This is a genomic window from Pelagicoccus sp. SDUM812003 (assembly GCF_031127815.1).
Taxonomy (GTDB): domain Bacteria; phylum Verrucomicrobiota; class Verrucomicrobiia; order Opitutales; family Opitutaceae; genus Pelagicoccus.
Genome location: NZ_JARXHY010000012.1, coordinates 130,130 through 149,463, shown reverse-complemented (window position 1 = coordinate 149,463; position 19,334 = coordinate 130,130). Strand labels below are relative to the sequence as shown.

At 58.2% G+C, this 19,334-nt stretch carries 18 protein-coding genes; 10 read left to right on the top strand and 8 right to left on the bottom strand.

Going from position 1 to position 19,334, the window contains the following annotated elements:
• Positions 1–9: 9 nt before the first annotated feature.
• Complete coding sequence (gene dapF / locus QEH54_RS16285; RefSeq protein WP_309019768.1) at positions 10–822, top strand: diaminopimelate epimerase; 813 nt, start codon at positions 10–12, stop codon at positions 820–822.
• Positions 823–949: 127 nt separating this feature from the next.
• Here the strand turns inward: dapF and QEH54_RS16280 are convergent, their stop codons facing one another.
• Complete coding sequence (locus QEH54_RS16280; RefSeq protein WP_309019767.1) at positions 950–2,014, bottom strand: quinone-dependent dihydroorotate dehydrogenase; 1,065 nt, start codon at positions 2,012–2,014, stop codon at positions 950–952.
• 247 nt (positions 2,015–2,261) lie between these two features.
• Here QEH54_RS16280 and QEH54_RS16275 point away from each other — a divergent pair, with 247 nt between their 5' ends.
• Positions 2,262–3,032, top strand: a complete 771-nt coding sequence (locus QEH54_RS16275; RefSeq protein ID WP_309019766.1) for a hypothetical protein — start codon at positions 2,262–2,264, stop codon at positions 3,030–3,032.
• Positions 3,033–3,197: 165 nt separating this feature from the next.
• Here QEH54_RS16275 and hemB read toward each other — a convergent pair whose 3' ends face one another.
• Positions 3,198–4,223 carry a porphobilinogen synthase gene (gene hemB, locus QEH54_RS16270; protein WP_309019765.1) on the bottom strand — a complete coding sequence of 342 codons (1,026 nt, stop codon included), beginning with the start codon at positions 4,221–4,223 and terminating at the stop codon, positions 3,198–3,200.
• 110 nt (positions 4,224–4,333) lie between these two features.
• Here hemB and cysS point away from each other — a divergent pair, with 110 nt between their 5' ends.
• The 3 genes from cysS (at position 4,334) to thrS (ending at position 9,610) form a co-directional block, all read left to right on the top strand.
• Positions 4,334–5,770 carry a cysteine--tRNA ligase gene (cysS, locus tag QEH54_RS16265; protein WP_309019764.1) on the top strand — a complete coding sequence of 479 codons (1,437 nt, stop codon included), beginning with the start codon at positions 4,334–4,336 and terminating at the stop codon, positions 5,768–5,770.
• Positions 5,771–5,962: 192 nt separating this feature from the next.
• Positions 5,963–7,582, top strand: a complete 1,620-nt coding sequence (locus QEH54_RS16260; RefSeq protein ID WP_309019763.1) for a hypothetical protein — start codon at positions 5,963–5,965, stop codon at positions 7,580–7,582.
• A 195-nt stretch (positions 7,583–7,777) separates the two neighbouring features.
• On the top strand, positions 7,778–9,610 hold the full coding sequence (thrS, locus tag QEH54_RS16255) for a threonine--tRNA ligase (protein ID WP_345785667.1): 1,833 nt from the start codon (positions 7,778–7,780) through the stop codon (positions 9,608–9,610).
• 226 nt (positions 9,611–9,836) lie between these two features.
• On the opposite strand, the gene QEH54_RS16250 is transcribed toward thrS, so the two are convergent.
• Positions 9,837–10,760 (bottom strand): transporter, encoded by a 924-nt coding sequence (locus tag QEH54_RS16250; protein ID WP_309019761.1) that lies wholly within the window; start codon positions 10,758–10,760, stop codon positions 9,837–9,839.
• A gap of 282 nt (positions 10,761–11,042) precedes the next feature.
• On the opposite strand from QEH54_RS16250, the gene QEH54_RS16245 reads away from it, so the two are divergent.
• From QEH54_RS16245 to QEH54_RS16235, 3 genes are all read left to right on the top strand, one after another.
• Positions 11,043–11,471, top strand: coding sequence for a DUF2147 domain-containing protein (locus QEH54_RS16245; RefSeq protein WP_309019760.1), 429 nt, complete (start codon positions 11,043–11,045; stop codon positions 11,469–11,471).
• Between the two features lie 100 nt (positions 11,472–11,571).
• Positions 11,572–12,354 (top strand): dienelactone hydrolase family protein, encoded by a 783-nt coding sequence (locus tag QEH54_RS16240; protein ID WP_309019759.1) that lies wholly within the window; start codon positions 11,572–11,574, stop codon positions 12,352–12,354.
• A 63-nt stretch (positions 12,355–12,417) separates the two neighbouring features.
• Positions 12,418–13,488, top strand: a complete 1,071-nt coding sequence (locus QEH54_RS16235; protein ID WP_309019758.1) for a metallophosphoesterase — start codon at positions 12,418–12,420, stop codon at positions 13,486–13,488.
• Between the two features lie 67 nt (positions 13,489–13,555).
• Here QEH54_RS16235 and QEH54_RS16230 read toward each other — a convergent pair whose 3' ends face one another.
• The 4 genes from QEH54_RS16230 to QEH54_RS16215 all read right to left on the bottom strand — a co-directional run bounded on the left by QEH54_RS16230 (position 13,556) and on the right by QEH54_RS16215 (position 17,580).
• Positions 13,556–14,587, bottom strand: a complete 1,032-nt coding sequence (locus QEH54_RS16230; RefSeq protein WP_309019757.1) for a VPDSG-CTERM sorting domain-containing protein — start codon at positions 14,585–14,587, stop codon at positions 13,556–13,558.
• 194 nt (positions 14,588–14,781) lie between these two features.
• Positions 14,782–15,291 carry a hypothetical protein gene (locus QEH54_RS16225; RefSeq protein WP_309019756.1) on the bottom strand — a complete coding sequence of 170 codons (510 nt, stop codon included), beginning with the start codon at positions 15,289–15,291 and terminating at the stop codon, positions 14,782–14,784.
• 64 nt (positions 15,292–15,355) lie between these two features.
• The gene (locus QEH54_RS16220; protein WP_309019755.1) at positions 15,356–16,912 is read right to left on the bottom strand and encodes an ATP-binding protein; all 1,557 of its coding nucleotides are present in this window, start codon (positions 16,910–16,912) and stop codon (positions 15,356–15,358) included.
• A complete protein-coding gene (locus tag QEH54_RS16215) occupies positions 16,909–17,580 on the bottom strand; it encodes a response regulator transcription factor (protein ID WP_309019754.1) in 672 nt (223 codons plus the stop codon). Before QEH54_RS16215 ends, QEH54_RS16220 begins: the two co-directional genes overlap by 4 nt.
• Positions 17,581–17,755: 175 nt before the next feature.
• On the opposite strand from QEH54_RS16215, the gene QEH54_RS16210 reads away from it, so the two are divergent.
• Together QEH54_RS16210 and QEH54_RS16205 are read left to right on the top strand one after the other, a co-directional pair.
• Positions 17,756–18,208: a hypothetical protein gene (locus tag QEH54_RS16210; protein WP_309019753.1), complete on the top strand. Its 453-nt coding sequence runs from the start codon at positions 17,756–17,758 to the stop codon at positions 18,206–18,208.
• Between the two features lie 257 nt (positions 18,209–18,465).
• Positions 18,466–18,987, top strand: coding sequence for a hypothetical protein (locus QEH54_RS16205; protein WP_309019752.1), 522 nt, complete (start codon positions 18,466–18,468; stop codon positions 18,985–18,987).
• A gap of 90 nt (positions 18,988–19,077) precedes the next feature.
• Here QEH54_RS16205 and QEH54_RS16200 read toward each other — a convergent pair whose 3' ends face one another.
• A complete protein-coding gene (locus tag QEH54_RS16200; RefSeq protein ID WP_309019751.1) occupies positions 19,078–19,257 on the bottom strand; it encodes a hypothetical protein in 180 nt (59 codons plus the stop codon).
• Positions 19,258–19,334 lie beyond the last annotated feature (77 nt).

Genomic DNA, 19,334 nt, shown 5'->3' with positions numbered 1-19,334 from the left:
TCTTTCACCATGGAAATCGAATTCACGAAGATGCACGGAGCCGGAAACGACTTCGTAATGATCGAAAATCTCGACGGAAAGATCGAGCTCACCTCTGAGCAGGTCGCCAAGCTGTGCGATCGTCGTTTCGGCATCGGGGCGGATGGACTCATTCTGCTCAACCCGCCTGCGGACGACTCGGTCGAAGCCACCATGGTCTACTACAACTCGGATGGCGGCCGAGTCGACATGTGCGGAAACGGCGCCCGTTGCTTCACCTCCTTCGCCATTCAAAACGGCGTGGGCGACGGTTCTCGTGTAGCGTTCAAGACCGATGCCGGGCCCATGACCGCAGATGCAGACAACGGGCAGTTCACCATTCGCATGACGCCTTTGAAGGACCTGGCCCTCGACCAAAGCCTGACGACCCCGCACGGCACGTTCAACTACCACTTCATGAACACTGGAGTGGAGCACGTGATCTGCTTCGTGGACGATGTCGAAGAGGTTGACATCCGCCCTGAAGGCAGCGCCATTCGCTATCACGAGCAATTCGCCCCTAAAGGGACCAACGCCAACTTCGCCCAAATCATGCCCGACGGCGTCATCAAGGTGCGCACCTACGAACGCGGAGTGGAGGACGAAACGCTCGCTTGCGGCACTGGCGTCACCGCGGTCGCTATCGCAGCGGTCTTGAAGGGATTGTCACAGCAGCCCGTTTCAGTGCTGGTGGCGGGAGGCGACGTCTTGACGATTGGCTTCAAGCGGGACGGCGGTTCCGTTTCGGAAATCACTTTGACCGGTCCAGCGGTGAACGTCTTCACCGGCACGGTCGAGGTGTGAGCTCAGGGCTCTTCGGCCCTGCCCACGCTTCGTCGTCCACTGCGTCGCAGGCTCGATACTGCGTCGAGCGGGCCGCTTCGCTCGAGACATCGAAACCCGAAGTCTCATGAAGCGGCGGCGCCCCACTCTATAAGTCGCCCATCTTTTCCGCCAAAGCCCTCGCGACGCGCTTGGCGACCAAAGGTCCTTCGAAGATCATGCCCGAATAGATTTGCACGATGGACGCTCCAGCGTCGAGTTTCTGAGCGGCCGTATCAGGATTAGTGATACCTCCGACTCCGATAATCGGCAGCTTGCCATCGGTCACTTTGGCGATGTGTGCGATCATCTTGGTAGACATGTCGCAGATTGGAGCTCCGCTGATGCCGCCAGGCTGGTTGATGTCAGCGAATGGTCCCTCGCGCGCCATCGTTGTATTGGTAGCGATGATACCGTCGAGATGCAGCTCGCTCAGAATCGAAAGGATATCGTCCAGCTGACCGACGCTCAGATCCGGAGCGATCTTGAGCAGGATCGGCTTTCGGCTGCCAGGATTCTTCGTTTCGCGTTCATTGTTGCAGCGCGTCAATTCGCTGAGCAGCTCGCGCAGGCGAGACTCTTCCTGCAGCTTTCGCAAATCCGGCGTATTCGGGCTGCTGACGTTGATCGCCACGTAGTCTGCATGTTCCGCGAGCAAGGTGAAGGAGCCGATGTAGTCCTCCACCGCCTTATCCAAGGGGGCGACCTTGGACTTTCCTATATTTACGCCGAGCGGAATGCGGCGCTCGCCGACCGCCGGTCCTTTTCCTAGCCGAACGGCCACTGACTGAGCTCCGTGGTTGTTGAAACCCATGCGATTGAGAACCGCCTTGTGTTCCGGATAGCGAAAGAGCCGCGGCTTGGGATTTCCCGGCTGGGCCTTGAAGGTGACCGTACCGATCTCCACGTGACCGAAACCAAAGGCTTCGAAGGCTCGCCAGCAGACCGCGTTCTTGTCGAAGCCAGCGGCCAATCCGATGCGATTGGGAAAACGCACCCCGAACAGCTCGACCGGTTTGGCTGCCGACGGCAGCTGATTGAAGGACGCCAACACCCGGGCCATCCCGGGAACGGCGCAAAGCGCCCTCAAACCGTCGACTGTGACTTCGTGAGCCCGCTCAGGGTCGAGTTTGAAAAAAAGTGGTCGTGCAAGGTTCTGGTAGAGAGCGCCCATGTCGTGGCTACTAGAATGACAAGAGCTGAGCGATGAAAAGCAAAAAGCTCGATCTACGCCTAAACTGACTCGCTCCCGAACCGAAAGGAATATCCAAAAAATCGTGACAAGTCGGACCTAGCCCAACAAGGCTCAATGGATGGATTCCCTTGCGAAACGACAATTCTCAGTTTTCGTCGTTTTTTAGGGTTTCATTGATTGACTTAGCAGCAGCTCGGTCTTTTTGGATAAGCGTAAATTGTAAAACATGCCAAGAGCAGGAAAACAACTTGAATGGTGTTCGGTACGTCTCGGAGAAGACATGAACTGGTGGGTCGTCGAAGTAAGCGACGACATTCACTGGGACGTGGACGGCCTGAGCATAATCGACCCGCGACAGATTTCCCACATCCTCGACCTCCTGGAGCCGCTGCAGGAGTACAAGCTGGATCAGGATCTTTTCGACTCAGCCTTCATCCCCTTCCGCATCCAGCGTGATTTGGGCGACGGTATCATCCGACTCGTTCGTTCGAAGGAGGGTTTTGCGGACGCAGACGAGCCGCTTTTCGGATTGCCCAATGTCGTGGACGACGAGAACAGCCCATACGCTGACTTCATCAACCACATCACCAAGGTGCGCGTGAACATGCTCAACGACATGTTCGACTTCGAAAGCAAGCTCACGGTGGATGAAGTTGAAGAGGAAATCCGCGAGGAGGAGAACAACAACTTCATCGAAGGACGCGCCATCCATCTCTTCGGAGAGGTCACCGCGATTCTCGACTACGTTCCCGCAGGCTGGGAAATCGACGAGGACGAGGACGACGATTCGGAAGAGGACGACGACCTGGACGACATCCCCGACATCGAAGAGGAAGACACGTCACAGATCTCAAAGGACGAAAGCCTCAAGTGGGACGATGACGACGAGGAGGATGAGGACGAGGATGACGACACCTATCAAGGTCCTCCCCCTGACGAAGACGATGACGATTTCGACATCGACGACGAGGAGGAAGACGACGACAAAGACAAGTAGTCACTCTGCCGGACCACAGATTTAATCAAAAGCCCGCTTCCGATTTCGGAGGCGGGCCTTTTCATGAGGTGGGGCGGGACCTCCGGGCGCGCCTAGCCTTCGGCCGCAAACTGGCGAAGGCGGATCCTCGGTTTCGAACGCTTCGGGGACGAGCCGTTCCACCCGTCACCCATTGAGCTTCGCCGCGACCTCTTTGGCGAAATAGGATAAAATCACATCCGCTCCGGCGCGCTTGATGGCGAGTAGCGACTCGTCGCGCGTCTTCTCGTAGTCGAGCCAGCCGAGTTTGGCCGCAGCGTGGATCTGGGCGTATTCGCCCGAAACCTGATAGGCCGCCACCGGCACCTCCGCAGCGTCGCGCAACTCCCGAATAATGTCCAGATACGCCCCGGCTGGTTTCACCATCACGAAATCAGCGCCTTCGTCTTGGTCCATCAAAGCGTCCATGATGGCCTCCCGACGGTTGGCGGGGTTCATTTGATAGGTTTCCTTGCCCAGCAAAGTCGTTCCTGCGGCGCTAGCGCTTCCGACGGCCTCGCGATACGGTCCGTAGTAGGCGGAAGCGAATTTGGCGGAGTAGGCCATGATCGCAGTATCGATGTGGCCAGCCTCGTCCAATGCCGAACGGATCGCCCCCACCCGCCCGTCCATCATGTCGGATGGAGCCACGATATCCACGCCAGCTTCCGCTTGCAGCAGAGCCATCTGGCACAGCCGGGCCACGGTCTCGTCGTTCATCACGTAGCTGCCGTCCTCGTTGAGCACCCCGTCATGCCCATGGGAGGTGTAGGGATCGAGCGCCACGTCGGTGATAACCGAGAGCTGAGGCACCTCCTTTTTCAACGCCCGCACCGCTCGCAGAGTCAAGGTGTCCGGATTCCCCGCTTCGGAGCCGAGGGCGTCCTTGAGGCTGGCGTCCATGTTGGGAAAAATCGCCACCGCCGGCACCCCGAGCTCGGCCAGTTCGCAGCATTCGCGCACCAGATCCTCGATGCTGAGACGATAAAGCCCCGGCATCGATCCGACCGGCTCCTTCTCGCCGGATTCCTTCACGATCAATGGAGCGATCAGGTCCTCCACCCGCACGAAGGTCTCCTGCGCCATGCGACGCAACGAGTCGGTGCGGCGCAGTCGGCGCGGGCGGCGCGGCAAATCCAGCTTGAAATCCTCGGTCTTATGGGAACTCTTCATGGCTCTTTGCAGGCAAGCTGCGGATTCGCTCGTAACACGCAAACCGAAACCTACCGCCGGATCCGACCAGCTCCTGACAGCCGAAACGCTAAACAACCTCCCACCCAGCAGTGTCCGAAGTCACTTTTCAGAACACCCTTTCTCGCAAGGCGGAACCGATCGTTCCCACCAAAGGAAACGTCGTGGGCATGTACTGCTGCGGACCCACCGTCTACGCCCAAGCCCACATCGGAAACTTCCGCACCTTCCTCAATCAGGACATCATGCGGCGCGTGCTGCAGACCGCTGGGTTCAAGGTCCTGCACGTGCGCAACCTGACCGACGTGGACGACAAGACCATCGCCCGCTCGATCGAAGAAGGAAAGCCGCTCAAGGCCTTCACCGAACACTGGACCGAGGTTTTCCAGAAAGACTGCGAGCGCTTCAATATGTTGCCGCCTATGGTCGAACCCAAGGCCACCGAGCACATCGAAGAGCAAATCGCCATGATCGAGCAGCTCATCGAGCGCGGCTACGCCTACGCGTCGGATGACGGTTCGGTTTACTTTCGAGTGTCTTCATTCGATGAATACGGAAAGCTTTCCCGCATCAAGGAGCGTCAGCTTCTCACGGATACGCCAGCGGACGAAGAGCAAGGACCGGTTGATTCCGATGAATACACCCGCGATTCGGCAGCGGACTTTGTGATGTGGAAAAGCCGCAAGCCGACCGATGGTGACGTCTTTTGGGACAGCCCTTGGGGCCAAGGCCGTCCGGGCTGGCACCTCGAATGCTCCGCCATGGCCATGAAGTATCTGGGCAACAATCTGGATATTCACTCCGGCGGGGTCGACCTGACCTTTCCTCATCACGAAAACGAAATCGCCCAGTCCGAATGCTCCTGCGGCCACCAGAAGCAGTTCTTCAAATATTGGATACACGCCGCTCACCTGATGGTCGACGGGGCCAAGATGTCCAAGAGCCTGAACAATTTCTACACCGTCGACGACATCGAAGCCAAAGGCTATGCTCCGGTGGTGCTTCGCTACGCCCTCACCAGCGGACACTATCGACAGACCATCAACTTCACCGACGACTCGCTGGTGGCCGCTCAGAGCGCCTTGGTGAAACTGCGCAAGTTCTCCGACGACATCCTGGCCGCCGCTGGCCTGAAGCGGTCCGCGGTCCTGAAAGCGATCGCCAAGGGCAAGCATGCCAAGGACGATTGGGGCGTCTTCGCCGATGCTTGGACCAAGCTCTCCCATGACATGAACGTGCCCGCGGCGCTCGGAGCGATCTTCACCGCCATCAAAGCCAAACCTACCGGCCCCGACGCGGCGGTGGCGTTTCATCGCATCATCTTCGCCCTCGGCTACGATCTGGAACAGGTGGTCATCGAAAAACCCAAGGTCGACGCCCCCGAGGAGGTCAAGGCCATCGCGGAGAAGCGTTGGCAGGCCAAACAGGAAAAGGATTGGACCGCCGCGGACGCCCTGCGCGATCAGCTCGCCGCCGCCGGTTGGAAAGCCCTCGACCGCAAGGACGGCTACGACCTGGAGCAGCTCTAGGAAAGCGCGGAAGCGCCGCCGAAACGCCCGTCCGCAGACAGCTCGCCCTCATCGGACGGGACGCTCGGCAGCCTGCGTATCCGTCCAAACCCGAAGTCGACCCCAGACGAAGACCGCATTTCAAAAAAACGCTCCCCTGCAAACGCTGGCGGGACTTGAAAATCCTACACATGTAGTATCTATTGGCCCACCATGAGCCACCCCTTCTCCGCCCCCTTGCTGCTGATTTCCGTAGTCCTTGCCCTCCAGTTGACCCCTGCGTCCCATTCCGCCCGCGCCCTCGTCAGCAAAGAGGTGGCCCTGCAGCAGATCGACCGGGGCGAAATCGATGCCGCGTTCAAGACGCTTCACAAGCTGCGCAAGAAGCAGCCTGAGGAAGCGGCCGGCTATGGGATCGCGGCTCAAGTGCTCTTTCAACAAGGAAAGGTGGATCAGGCCAAATCGATCCTCCTCAAAGGCATCGAAAAGTCGGACAATCCCGCCCCGCTGCACTTTCTGCTGGGCGAGCAGCTGCTGACCGAAGCGAGAGATGGGCCTGGCGTGATTCGTTCGCGAGGAAGCCTCAGTTTCCAGCCCGCTGGCGACGTCGACGAAGAAACGTTTCGCCGCGAGCGGTTCCGCGACGCGGCGCAGCATCTGCGCGAAGCGGCGAAATCACCCTTCCACGATCTGGAGGCCTACCCGGCTCTGATCTACGCTCTCGGCGAACTGGGCGAGCATGAGCAGGCCCTGGCGGTGGCCGAGGTGGCGCTGGAGGACGACCAGGCAGACCCGCAGGTGGTCTGCGGAGCGATGAACGCCCTGAACGCATTGGGACGCACCCAGGAGTCGCTCGATCTGGGACAGGACGCCTTGCAGCGATTCCCGCGCTACAGCGCCCTGTGGTACCTGCTTTCGCAGACCTACGAGAAACGCGACGATCCCAAGGCGATCGAAGCCAAGGCTCAAGCTGAGTTCTACGAAATGATTCCAGAGTTTATCGATCTGGAATTCGATACCGATAGCTGGTTCATCATGAAACGCCTCTTCGGCCAGACACCGCTCGCATCCGAGTCGGACGGTTTTTTTGGGGCGAAACTGGATTTCGAAGCCATGGAAAAGGCCATCGACCATCTCGCGAGCGGCTCGCACGGCGGCGACGCCAACAAGATGCTGGCAGCCCTCTGCCACAGCCACTTAGCCCACGGACGCCTCGAGAAACGAGCCTTCGAGGAGCTGGCTAATGACGGGGAGGAGCAGCTCCTGTTGGACATCTATCACCACGCCTCCAGCAATTGCGCCATCGGGGGATCCCTGCGGGCCCTCGCCACCATGAATTCTGAAACCTGCTTCCCCCTGCTGGTGGAGCAGCTTCCCAACGATTCCGGCTTCTTTCCCATGAACATCGCGGAAACCATGGCCCTTCTGGGCGACGAACGAGCGGTGCCCTACCTGGCCCGTCGACTCGATTCGATAGCTGCCGGCGAAACGAATCGAGGGAAGTCCAAGGATCTCGACGATCTGATCAGCTCCATGGTGGACGACGGCGCCCTGTTCGCCGCCCTGGCTCGATTTGGAAATCAACCAGCGATCGAGGCCATCTCCCGCTACGACGGGCGAAACGGAAGCGAGTTCATCGTCAATACCGCCTTGTACTACGCGACTGGCGACGCGAAACGGCTGGATCGAATGATCGAGCTGGCAGGAGCTAATCTCATCGACCATCCCTACGCCGCGAAGCGTTTGCTGGTCGAGCGACGAAACGACAGGCGCTGCGCTCTGCTGCTCCAGCGGGTCGACCGCTTCATCGACGAGACCTACTCCGATAGCTGAAGCCAAGCAGCGGCTCGCTCGAGGAGAACGGAAACGGTCCCGGATTAGCGAAAGCGCGACCAGCCCCAGGGCTGCGAACCAAGAATCTCCGTTTGTCTCCCTCCTCTTCCGCTGCTCAAACGCAGTCTTGATTCGCTCCCCGATCTATGCCCATCTGTGCAGTTTCGCGCTTAGAAAAGCTGCCCGATTTTCCTCATGAAAGAACAAATGACTCCTCTCGAAGAGATCCGCCACAGCTCGGCCCACGTTCTCGCCACTGCAGTTCTTCGCCTCTTTCCGGAAGCGAAGCTCGACATCGGCCCGCCAACCGACACCGGTTTCTACTACGATTTCGACCTGGATCATAAGTTCACCGCCGAAGATCTGGAAAAGATCGAGTCGGAGATGAAGAAGGTCATCAAGGAGAACCAGAAGTTCGAGCGCGTGGAGGTCTCCCGCGAGCAAGCCACCCAGATGATCCAGGAGTTCGGTCAGGCCGAATACAAGCTCGGCCGCTTGGCGGACATCCCGGAAGGCGACACCATTTCGTTCTACAAGAACGGCGAGTTCCTCGACCTCTGCGCCGGCACTCACGTCGCCTACACCAAGAAGATCAAAGCGTTCAAACTGCTTTCCGTCGCAGGCGCCTACCACCGCGGCGACGAAAAGAACAAGCAGCTTCAGCGCATCTACGGCACCGCCTTTCCCTCGAAGGAAGAGCTGGCAGCCTATCTCGAGCAATTGGAAGAAGCTCGCAAGCGCGACCATCGCCGCGTGGGCAAGGAAATGGGCCTCTTCCACATCGACGAAGCGGTCGGCCAAGGCCTGGTCCTCTGGAAACCCAAAGGGGCCATCATTCGCCAGGAGCTGCAGGACTTCATCTCCGAGCAGCTCATCACGCAGGGCTATACGCAAGTCTTCACCCCGCACATCGGCAAGCTTGGCCTGTATCGAACATCTGGACACTTCCCGTATTATCAGGAGTCCCAGTTCGCTCCCATCATCGAGCGCGACTCGCTGGCGGACCTGGCCGATGAAAACGCCCCTTGCTCCCAGCTGACCAACAAGCTGGAAACGGGCGACATCGATGGCTTCCTGCTCAAGCCCATGAACTGCCCGATGCACATCAAGATCTACGACTCGGAGCCGCACTCCTATCGCGATCTTCCCATCCGCTTGGCCGAGTTCGGCACCGTCTACCGCTGGGAGCAATCCGGCGAGCTCAACGGCATGACGCGCGTGCGCGGCTTCACTCAGGACGACGCCCACCTCTTCTGCACAGAGGAGCAGCTGCAAGGCGAGATCCAGGGCTGTCTCGATCTGGTGAAAATCGTTTTCAACACCCTCGGCATGGAGGAGTACTCGGTGCGCGTTTCCCTACGTGATCCGAATTCCGACAAGTACGTGGGCGACCCGAAGAACTGGGATAAGGCGGAAGCCGCTCTGCGCGAGGCGGTCAAAACCCTGGGCGTTCCCTACGTCGAAGAGGAAGGCGAAGCCGCCTTCTACGGACCGAAGATCGACTTCGTGGTAAAAGACGTGATCGGTCGCGAATGGCAGCTCGGCACCGTGCAGGTCGACTACAACCTGCCGGAGCGCTTCGACATATCCTACACCGGTTCGGACAACAAGCCGCACCGCCCGGTCATGGTGCACCGCGCTCCCTTCGGCTCCATGGAGCGCTTCTGCGGACTGCTCATCGAGCACTTCGGCGGCGACTTCCCGACATGGCTGGCCCCGGAGCAGGTTCGCATCCTACCCATCAGCGACAAGGTGCGGGACTACGCTCAGAAGCTGCTCGAGGAATTGAAGGCAAACGGCGTGCGGGCCGCGGCGGATTTCAACTCCGACAAGCTCGGAGCCAAGATTCGCAACGCCGAGCTCGACAAGGTGCCCAACGTCTTGATCGTGGGCGAGCGCGAAGCGGAAGAAGGCAAGGTCAGCGTGCGCAGCCGTTTCCACGACGGAAAGCCGACCATGCTCTTCGAGGAGTTCGAAACCGAGGTTCTGCAGCTCATAAACGAGCGCGTCCTGCAGATCAAACGGTAGCGGCTGCTGTCCCTAGCGGCCAACACACCCCCCCCCTTTCCCCCTAGCCGCCTCCCTCGAGAGGCGGCTTTTTCGTCAGCGGGTCCAAGGTGGAACGTGGCCTCCGGACGCGTTCATTCGCGCTCCAAGGTGGAACGCTTCCTCCGGACGCGTTCAGGGATGCCTTTCAGCGTGGTAGCGCCCACCTCCGTTCTTGTTGTCAGTGGACTGCTATTCGGCTGTATCCTCAGAATCGATACGAATAGCTCGCGTTCAGCGTATAGTCGGCGAAGGCCGCGTCGCCATGTCTGCCGCGAGGGATTTCGGGAATGCTCTGGGTTCGGTTGCGTATCAAAGCGATGGGCACGCTGACCGTGAGGCTGTGCCTTTCATTGGCGTAGGTGAAGCCTGGTTCGATCGCTATCGAGTAGCCGGGGCGGCGGCGCCCATTGCTCCCACCCCAGAGATCCTCTTCGGGCACGCCCTCCATCCTACCCCCGAGACTCACCGTGACGCCTCGCATGGGAAACGCCAAGTAGTCGACGCCCGCTCGATAGAGGTACGAATCAGGCACGGAGAACCCTGTCGCTTCCACCATTTCGCGCGGATTGGCGAGATAGGAAACGGTGGCGTAAGCGGTCGTTCGCTCGGAAAACCGATGATAGCCTTGAGCATCGAAAACCAGTCCCCACCCCCCATCTCCGGGCTGAATCGACGAGTCCACATAGCGTTCCTGCAAGCCGGTTGGCCGGTGGAAGGTATCGGTAGCCTTGTAGTCGCCGGTCGGAGCCTTGAACCCGAACCCGAGCAGCACATTGCTCCTTCGTTGGTTTTCGAGATCGAACATCCAGTAGTTGGCGGAAACGCGAAGGTCGCCGATTCCTCCCGCTTGCGTGCTAAAACGCTGACCGGAAGAGTTGCCCATGTGCTCGTAGAGCGAGGATCGATCCGAGTAGACCGTGGGAACGGTGAGGTTGAGCCAGAGACGCCGACTGATCGCACGCGTGAGGGTGACGTCCAGAAAGTGCGAATCGTTGATCACTTCGGTGTGCTCGTCCTTGCGATGCGTTTGCTCCTCGAGCCCGGAAAAATGCCGGTCCGAGTAAAGCCAGCGGTAGCTGGTCGTGACCTGCCATTGCCCCGCCTGAAGCAATGCGCTCGTCGAATGCATGTTTCCAGCGCCTCCGCGCGAGATGACGCAGCCTTGAGAATAGCCAAGACTGGAGATAAAAAGCCCCGCGACCATCAGGACGCAGGATCGAAGGGTATTTCTTGTTTTTGATGGCAACATAAGCGTATTTGTTCGCCCTTATTCCTAAGCCTAATATCTCGTTCGATGATAGGGTGTTGGGATAGACCGTCGCATCCTTGGGGTGAACGGTCCGCAAATTCCCGAATCTTGCTCGGCGCGGGTTGATCGAACCGGACCCGTCTGTCACCTTTGAAAACACTGATGAAGCGATTGCTCCCACTGCTGTTCCTCCTAATCCCCTGCGCTTTCGCCAACGAAAGCCCCGTCGGTCTCTGGAGGACCATCGACGACGAAACCGGCGAGGCGAAAAGCTTGGTGCGCATATCGCGCGACAAGGACGGCACCTTGAAGGGCGTAGTGGAGCAAATCCTCGCCCCCGACAGGCGAGACCGGGTCTGCGAGGAATGCGAGGGCGAGCGACGCGATCAGCCGATCCTTGGCATGACCATTCTCTGGGGATTCAAACCGAATAAAAACAAGTGGTCCGGCGGAGAGATCCTCGACCCCAACAACGGCAAGATCTATTCCGCTCATTTGAGGCTCAGAAAACACGGCCAAGTTCTAGACGTTCGCGGATACATCGGAATTTCGCTAATCGGCCGGAGCCAATTGTGGCAGCGCGTCAAATGAGTCCCAGTGTTCTTCTCCGACCGGAACGCGCTGCGCTGCAATCCGTTCGCTGAGGCGAACGTCTGCCCTCAAGGAAACCAACTCAACCTAACCGTACTTCATGAAAAAACGCTACACGCTATTCCTCTGCTCCGCTTTGCTCATCTCCTTCGCGTCGGCGAAGCCGCTCGAGACTGAAACCCTCTCCTACGAACTTGACGGCGTCACCTTCGAGAGCGTTCTCGTCTATCCGAGCAACGTTTCGACGAAAGCGCCTGGAGTTCTGATGATCCCCAACTGGATGGGCCCGACGGAGGCTTCCTTGGAAAAAGCCAAACTGGTGGCCGGAGACTCCCGGCTGGTCATGATGGTCGATATGTACGGGGTGGATACGCGGCCAAGCAACGGCCAGGAGGCAGGGGCGGCCGCCGGAACGCTACGCGGGGATCGCGACCTGATGCGCGCTAGGGCCCAGAAGGCGCTCGAGGTTTTCCGAGATGCGGGATCGAAGCACGGGCTGGATGAGCAAAAGATCGCTGCGATCGGCTTCTGCTTCGGCGGTGGCGCCGTTCTGGAACTAGGCAGGACGGGGGCGGACCTCGACGCGATCGTTTCCTTCCACGGCGACCTGCTGTCGCCAACATTGCAAGAGGACGCGGGTAGAACGCATGCCAAGGTCCTGGTTCTGCACGGGGCCGAAGATCCCTACGTGCCCCAGACGGATGTAGACAGCTTCGTTTCCGTAATGCTGGAGACCGGTGTTGACTGGCAGCTCGTGCAATTCAGCGGCACCGTTCACAGCTTCACCAACCCCGAAGCCGATTCGGACGGATCTCGCTACAACGCCCGCTCAGCTCAGCGTGCCTTCGAAATGATGAACGATCTGCTGGCGGAGGTATGGTAGTCGAATGGTGAATACGGTTGGTCGCCTCTCCCATTTCTCCAAACTGGACGCCGCGCGCGTTGTATGCAGATCTTAATCTTCGTAGGTCTCTACGGGCTGATAAACGTCTATCTCTTTCGGACGGCCTGGACTGCCTTTCCTCAGCTGGAGGTCTTCTGGGCCACGTCGATCGGGCTTCTCTTTCTCTCGCTCTTCGCCGCGGTCTTTCTTGAAAAGCGGAAGGCGATCCGCGCCTCGCTCCCTTTCTCCTGGATCGGCTATACCTGGCTCGGGCTGGCGGGAATCGCTTTGACCTTAGCGGCGCTGACTGACCTCGCTCAGCTCTTCACGAGCTCCTTGAGCGATCGCGCCCAGTTCTGGATCGTCGCCATCGGCACGGGCTCGCTAGGGATGTGGGCCGGTTGGGAGGCCCAGCGCGTGCGGGTCAAACGTGTATCCATGGTTTCCAACAAAGAGCTTTTCGCAGACCGGCCCTTGAAGATCATCCAGATCTCCGATCTTCATCTGGGCGATAGCAGTTCGCTCAAACGGGTCAAGAAGCTGGTAGCTCGCATCAATGAGGAAAAGCCGGACCTGGTGGTGTCCACCGGAGACCTGTTCGACGGCTATCTCGAGCTCATGGCCCCGTTTGTGGACGCACTGCGCTCGATCGACGCGCCTCTGGGCAAGTTCGCGGTCTCGGGTAATCACGAGGTCTACGCAGGGCTCGACGACGCCCTCTCGCTGACGGAGTTGGCAGGCTTCAAACCGTTGCGAAACGAAGCGAGCTTCGTACTCGAGACCATGCGTGTGGCAGGCGTCGAAGATCCCGCTTCTCCCATGCGTCCGGACGAGGACACGGCGCTTGGCCTGATCACCAACAAGGCCTTCACCCTGCTGCTGAAGCATCGACCGGCTTTCGAGCCAGCATCCAAAGGTCGGTTCGATCTCCAACTGTCGGGGCACACCCATGGCGGCCAGATCGCTCCTTTTCACCTGCTGACCAAGCTTGCATACAAAGCGAAACCTGGTCTCAGCGAACTGGCCCCGAAACAATACCTTTACCTCAGCCGCGGCACCGGATCCTGGGGACCGCAGCTCCGCCTGCTCGCCCCCAACGAACTCACCGTGATCGAAATAACCCCCAGCCCGTGACAAAAAAAAGCGAGCCCGCTCTCGCAGGCCCGCGTTTCTACAAATTCTTTGGTTTCGATTCGTCCGCTTAGCGCAATCGACGACGCGCGAAGAAGAACAACGGAGCGCTCAAAATCAGCAGCAAAGCGGTGGAACCGGCATCGGGGACTTCGAAGTCGTAGTCGTAAGGGTCGACATGTATTTCTCCTCCTGTGTATTCCAAGCTCCTTGCGACAATCATTCCGTCAATGTCATTAGATGCGTTTGAGACATCTAAGGTTGGAGCCAAAACGCTGCCAAGCCAGCCCTTTTCAAATTTTAGAACGCTATCGTCACTGGCGAAAAAATTCCATAGGATGAAATCCGCGCTATCAGCAACGAGACTTGCGTTGCGTCCTTGGACGTTAAAGTTTCCGAAGGAGTTTGTACCTATTCCAGTTAAGTCTACGTTAATTACGTAAGCTTCGCCGGCGAGTGCCGTACCTATTGTCTGCAAGTTCCCGACGATATTGGTTATGCTATTCCATGTAGTACTAATAACCTTCAATCCCGGACTTGCTCCAAACTCTAGTGTTAGATTTGTGTTCGGCGCCGAGTTGGTGTCAAAAAAGTCGCTGATTACATTAGTGTCATCAAGTCCCTTGAGAGTGTTGGAGAAATCAACGAGCCCTCCAATCTTGCGGCTAAAATAATTCGAATCGATAGCATCTTCAACAGCGCTACCCTTACCATCAAAATTGAAGATGCGAGTGCTGCCTTCGTAGATTCCGTCAGGTTGGATCACTTGGCTGTTCAGCGTCCCTATTCTCGAATTGTGGTTATGATCGTTAGCGTACTTCCCGTTATCAATACCGTTAAAGTCGACTGAATTTGCGAGAATCGTGTAGTCAGACGCAGAGGGGTGGTATCCAAACGAATTCTGGTTCCCGTTGGTGGTTAAAGTACCCCCAACAGCAATAGATCCTTCCACATGAACGCTTCCATTTAGAGTAGCGTTACCCTGTACGAATACGTCGTATCCGTCAGTCAGGGACTTGAGCGATACCGCGGAGGCGGTGCTTGTGGCAACGAGGGCGGTGGTTGCGGCGAAGAAGAGTGTGGCGAGTGTCTTGTTTGTCATCTTGGCGATAGATAGTTGGAGTTCCGCAAGCTCTCAGCAAACCCCATGCCGCCTTACGTATAGCGCCGCAAGCGGACGCGTTACGCTTTGTTCCACAGCAACTTGCGCAAATGTTAATTTATCGATCAATTGATCGATGCAGCAGTCCCTGTAAGCGTTGTCGACGCTTGTCGGCGAAGGTGACAGGCGCTCGCCTAAAACGGCAGGCCACTCTCGAAGGGCACCACATCGTACTGGATGGTGCGATAGAGCTCTCCATCGATGTAGATGCTGAGCTCGTACTGTCCGAGCGGATCGTCTTCCGAAAACCAGAATGGACTGCTGTAGAGCCCCCAATGCAACTCGGATTCGGAGCGGATCACCCGCCCCCCCTCAAGCACTGTGTAATGCTTCTCCAACTCGGGAGAAATCTCGATAGGCTCCGGGAAACGGACCTCGAAGTACCCCATGAAACGCCCGTTGTCGCGTCGCTTCACTTCGAAGCCATGCGCGTAGTCCTGGGAAACATGGCGATGGATCTGGGTGGTTTCGGCATAGACGTGGTACTTGCCATCCGGACCTAGGGACATCACGCCGAATCGCGACGCATAGCCTTGCTTGTTGTACTGGATGTTCGATGACTCGCAACCGGATAGCAAAAGGAGCAGGCCCGCCACGATCACTGTCATCAACGCTCGATACCCATTGAGACCTTTATTCCGCATGATGAGCAACGCGATAGCCAACACTCGCGAGGTGGTCAATCCAACAACGAGCCCAACAGCCAAGCTAGTTCCCTGAAATGGGAGCCTTCGCCAAGGGCAAGCGTAGCTCGAAAATCGCTCGCGTATCCACATCCGAAGCGACGAGCCTCAGATCGCCTCCTTGAGCGTTGGCGAATTCCATAGCCAGACTCAGTCCCAGCCCAGTCCCATCCGTGCTACGATTTCGCGAAGCGTCACCCCTCGTGAATCGATCGAACAAGGTATCGCGCTCCTCCGGCGAGAGCGGGGCGCAATCGTTTTCGATTCTCAACGCCATTCGGCTAGCGTCCTCGATCAGGACCGAAATTTCGATGCGGCTCTTCTCCGGATAGCGGTATTTCTCCGCGTTGCTGATCAGGTTCATCAGAATCTGTCGCGTCAGCGAGACGTCGCATTCGACCCTAACATCTCGCCCGTTCTGATACTCGATGCGCAGCGAATCGCTATCAATATCCAAAGCATCGATACAGTCTTCCAACAACACCCTTACACTCGCGCTTTCGAGGTTTAACGGCAGCTTGCCCGCGTCCGCCCGCGCGAGAAGAAGCAGCTTTCGAGAAACGCTTTTCAAACGTTCCACCTCCTCCAGCAAATTCGCCAGCAGCCGTTGTTGTTCGCTATTGTCAGGAGCCTTCTGAAGGCCAAGCTCCAGTTGGCCTTGCAGGATGGCAAGGGGGGTCTTGAACTCGTGGGCCGCATCGGCGCTGAAGCGGGTAGCTTGGCGAAAACTCTTCTCCAATCGCTCCAGCATGGAGTTAAAGACATGGATCAACTCGGCGAATTCCTTATCCTCTCCTTGGGCATCAAGTCGAGCGTCCAGTCTCCGAGCGGAAACAAGCCGGGCCGCTTCACTCAACCGTCTGATCGGTGACATCGCTCTCGTAGCGAAAATCCAAATACTCGCGGCGAGTATCGCGATGGCCAGCGGAAACATGCTAACCAAGGCCAGACGGGACTGTCTCAGTTCCGCCAATACCGGTTCCAAGTCAGCCCCGAGAAGAACATTGTATCCAGAAAACTGAGCCACGACGAACCTCCAACGAGCATTGTCCTCGCCGCTGGACTGATGATCAAAGAATGAGATGCGCGGTCTCTGGCCGTCGAATGCGGGAAAGCGGTCCGGCCCGACACGCCGCCAGCCTCCTTGCCTTACACGGGGTTCCGGCGCCAACGCGCTCTCCCCTGGAGGCGGCGGCGATTCCGGAGCTTCATCCAGCTCGCCAATCACGCCGGGCAAAGACACGCTCTCGCTGAAAACAGCGTCCCAATCGCCCCAATAGCGAGCGTCCCCTTCCGTCGCCTGCTCTTTCGTTCGCGGAGCCTGCTCTTGGTATATGAGCGTGAAGGCGCGCGTTCCGAGATCGCGTTCGATTTCGTAGATCGCCTCGTTTCCGAAGCGCTGCCAATAGCGAGAATGGGAGAGAGGCGGCGCGGGGCGATCGACAAACCGCTCCAGTTGGGCGTTGAAGCTCTTCAATCGCAGGGTCCTGATCCCGATGTCGGTACCGATACCAAAGACGAGCATCACGGTCCCGCAGATCAGGATCGTCCAGAGGATCAAACGCAAGCGAAACGACCTCATAGCTTCTTCATTCGATAACCCGCTCCCCGTACGGTCTCGATCAAGGCGGTTTCCCTACCGGCGTCGACCTTTTTTCGAAGCCTTTGTATGCAAACATCGACTACATTGGTATTGGGGTCGAAATCGTACCCCCACACGTGCTCCAAAATTTGGGTACGCGTGAGCACGCGGGCTGGCGAGCGCATCAAATACTCGAGCAGATTGAACTCGCGCATGGTCAGCTCGATCGCCTCGTCGCCACGCTTTGCTTCTCGTGTGGTTAGATTGATCACGAGATCTCCCACCTGCATCAAACTAAGCTGAGTCCCGGTCGAGCGCCGATGCAAAGCCTGGATGCGAGCGATGAGCTCGTCCAAGTAGAACGGTTTCGTCAGGTAGTCATCGGCGCCTAGATTCAAGCCCTCCAACCGCTCATCAAGCTCGCCCCGCGCCGTCACGAGAATGACGGGCACCGTATTGCCCGATTTGCGAAGCGCTTTGAGAATGCTCAGCCCATCGCGCCCCGGTAGCATGATGTCGAGAATGATCACATCGTAGCTTTGCGTGGTGGCGTGCAGGTAGCCATCGTTCCCATCGCTAGCATGTTCGACCACGAACCCCTGCTCCCTCAGCCCTTTGACGACAAAGTCCGAGATCTTCTTCTCATCTTCGATCAGTAGCAGCTTCATTTCTTCGACGAGTATTGCCCGCCTCGTCCTCAATACAAGCGCCTGCTTCATTACAAATGTGTAATGGGCGCCGCCAAAGCCCTGTAATTTCCCTGCGCTTTACTAGGGACCTGCAAACGAGGAGCCAGAGCGCTTCCGAAAACGGACTCAAACGAATCAACGAAAGGAAAACGTAATGAAAACGAAACTACTCATCGCCGGAGGGCTTGTTCCATTGGCCAGTATCATCGCAGCCACCGCATCCGCCCGACCCTGGGGACCACCCCCGCCTCCTCCGCCTGCCGAAGAGGTCGTGGTCGAGTTCTTCACCGACTACGATACGGACGAGAGCAATACGCTCACTCAGCAGGAGCTTGCCACCGCCCTGCAAGGAATGCGAGAGAAGCGCATGGAGCAACGGGCGGAGCGCCCAGGCAAGGGGCTGAACAATGATCGCAAGGGTCGTGGACCGATAGGTCCTGAAGACCTCGCCGCCCGACTGATCGAAGACTTCGACGCCGACGAAGACGCCGTGCTCGACTCCGAAGAGCTTCTCAACGCTCTATCGGCTATGGGCCGGAAGCATCGGGGCGGACCGGGTCGCGGAGACTGCCCGCTCGACAACTCAGACGACGCTGCCGAACAGTGATCGTCCAGAAGCCCGGAACGATCCGTGCCACTTGGCGGCGCTTCGAAACGCGAGACCGGTTTTCTAGACATCTTCCGGTCTCGTCCGTCGATCGCCGCTGATGAAGCGCCTGCGTGTGAAGGTTCATTCGCAACGATAGGATTCGACAGGGGGATGTCGATTGGAAGGCGGAACCTGGCTTGAAGCCCGGTTGCGCTTTTCTCTCCTCTTCTCCGCGCTCGTTTCGCTATTGCCTGATCCACCCGCTCCTTCCACGCTTGAGCCGAATGCAGAGCGAGCGCGAAAAGATCCTGTACCGCAAGACCTTGACCTACGCAAACGGGTATCGCGAGCTCGGCATGTTTGACGACGCGCTGCGGGAGCTCGCGGACTTGAGTCCGCCGAACGAGCAACGCAAGGAGACCCAGCAAATGAAACTGGCGATTCTGATGGAAGCCGAGCGGTGGAACGACGCCTTGCCAGTGGCGAACCATCTGGCGTCGCTGGAAACCAGCGATCCCGGAAACCTGGTCAATCTCGCTTTCGTCACGCGCCGGGCGAACTCGCTCTCGGGCGCCCGCAGCATTCTGGAGACAGCCGCCAAACGCTTCCCTGACGAAGCCATCATCCACTACAACCTTGGCTGCTACGCGTGTTGCAGTGACGAATTGGATTCCGCCAAGCTCTATCTTCTGAAAGCGTTCGAGCTCGACCCGAACTACTTGAAAATGAGCCTGAAGGACGAAGATCTGTCGACGCTGCGCGACTGGCTCGTCGAGCAATCGGATCGAAGCCTCTAACTCGAGGCATCTCCAATTTCCGGATACGAGAAGACGCTTCGCGGTTCGCCCGCTTGCGGCGACATGGGCCAGGGCGGTCAGCCGGCAGGCCTACTTTATCTTTTTCGGATTCACTCGCTCCACCTTCTGGAGCTTGGCCCGAAAGAGTTCCTCCATCAGCACCTGCGTCTTTTCAGGAATGCGCTTCTTCAACGTATCGATGTCCGGCAGCTCGGACCCGTCTTCCGGCACGATATCCTCGTCTCTCACCGGCATGGCGCTGCCGAGCATTTCGGCGAGATCGGCGTCGTCGGGAGCGTCGATCTGGTAGTCCGCCTCGTGGGCCGGGGTTAGCTCGTCTGTAGCTG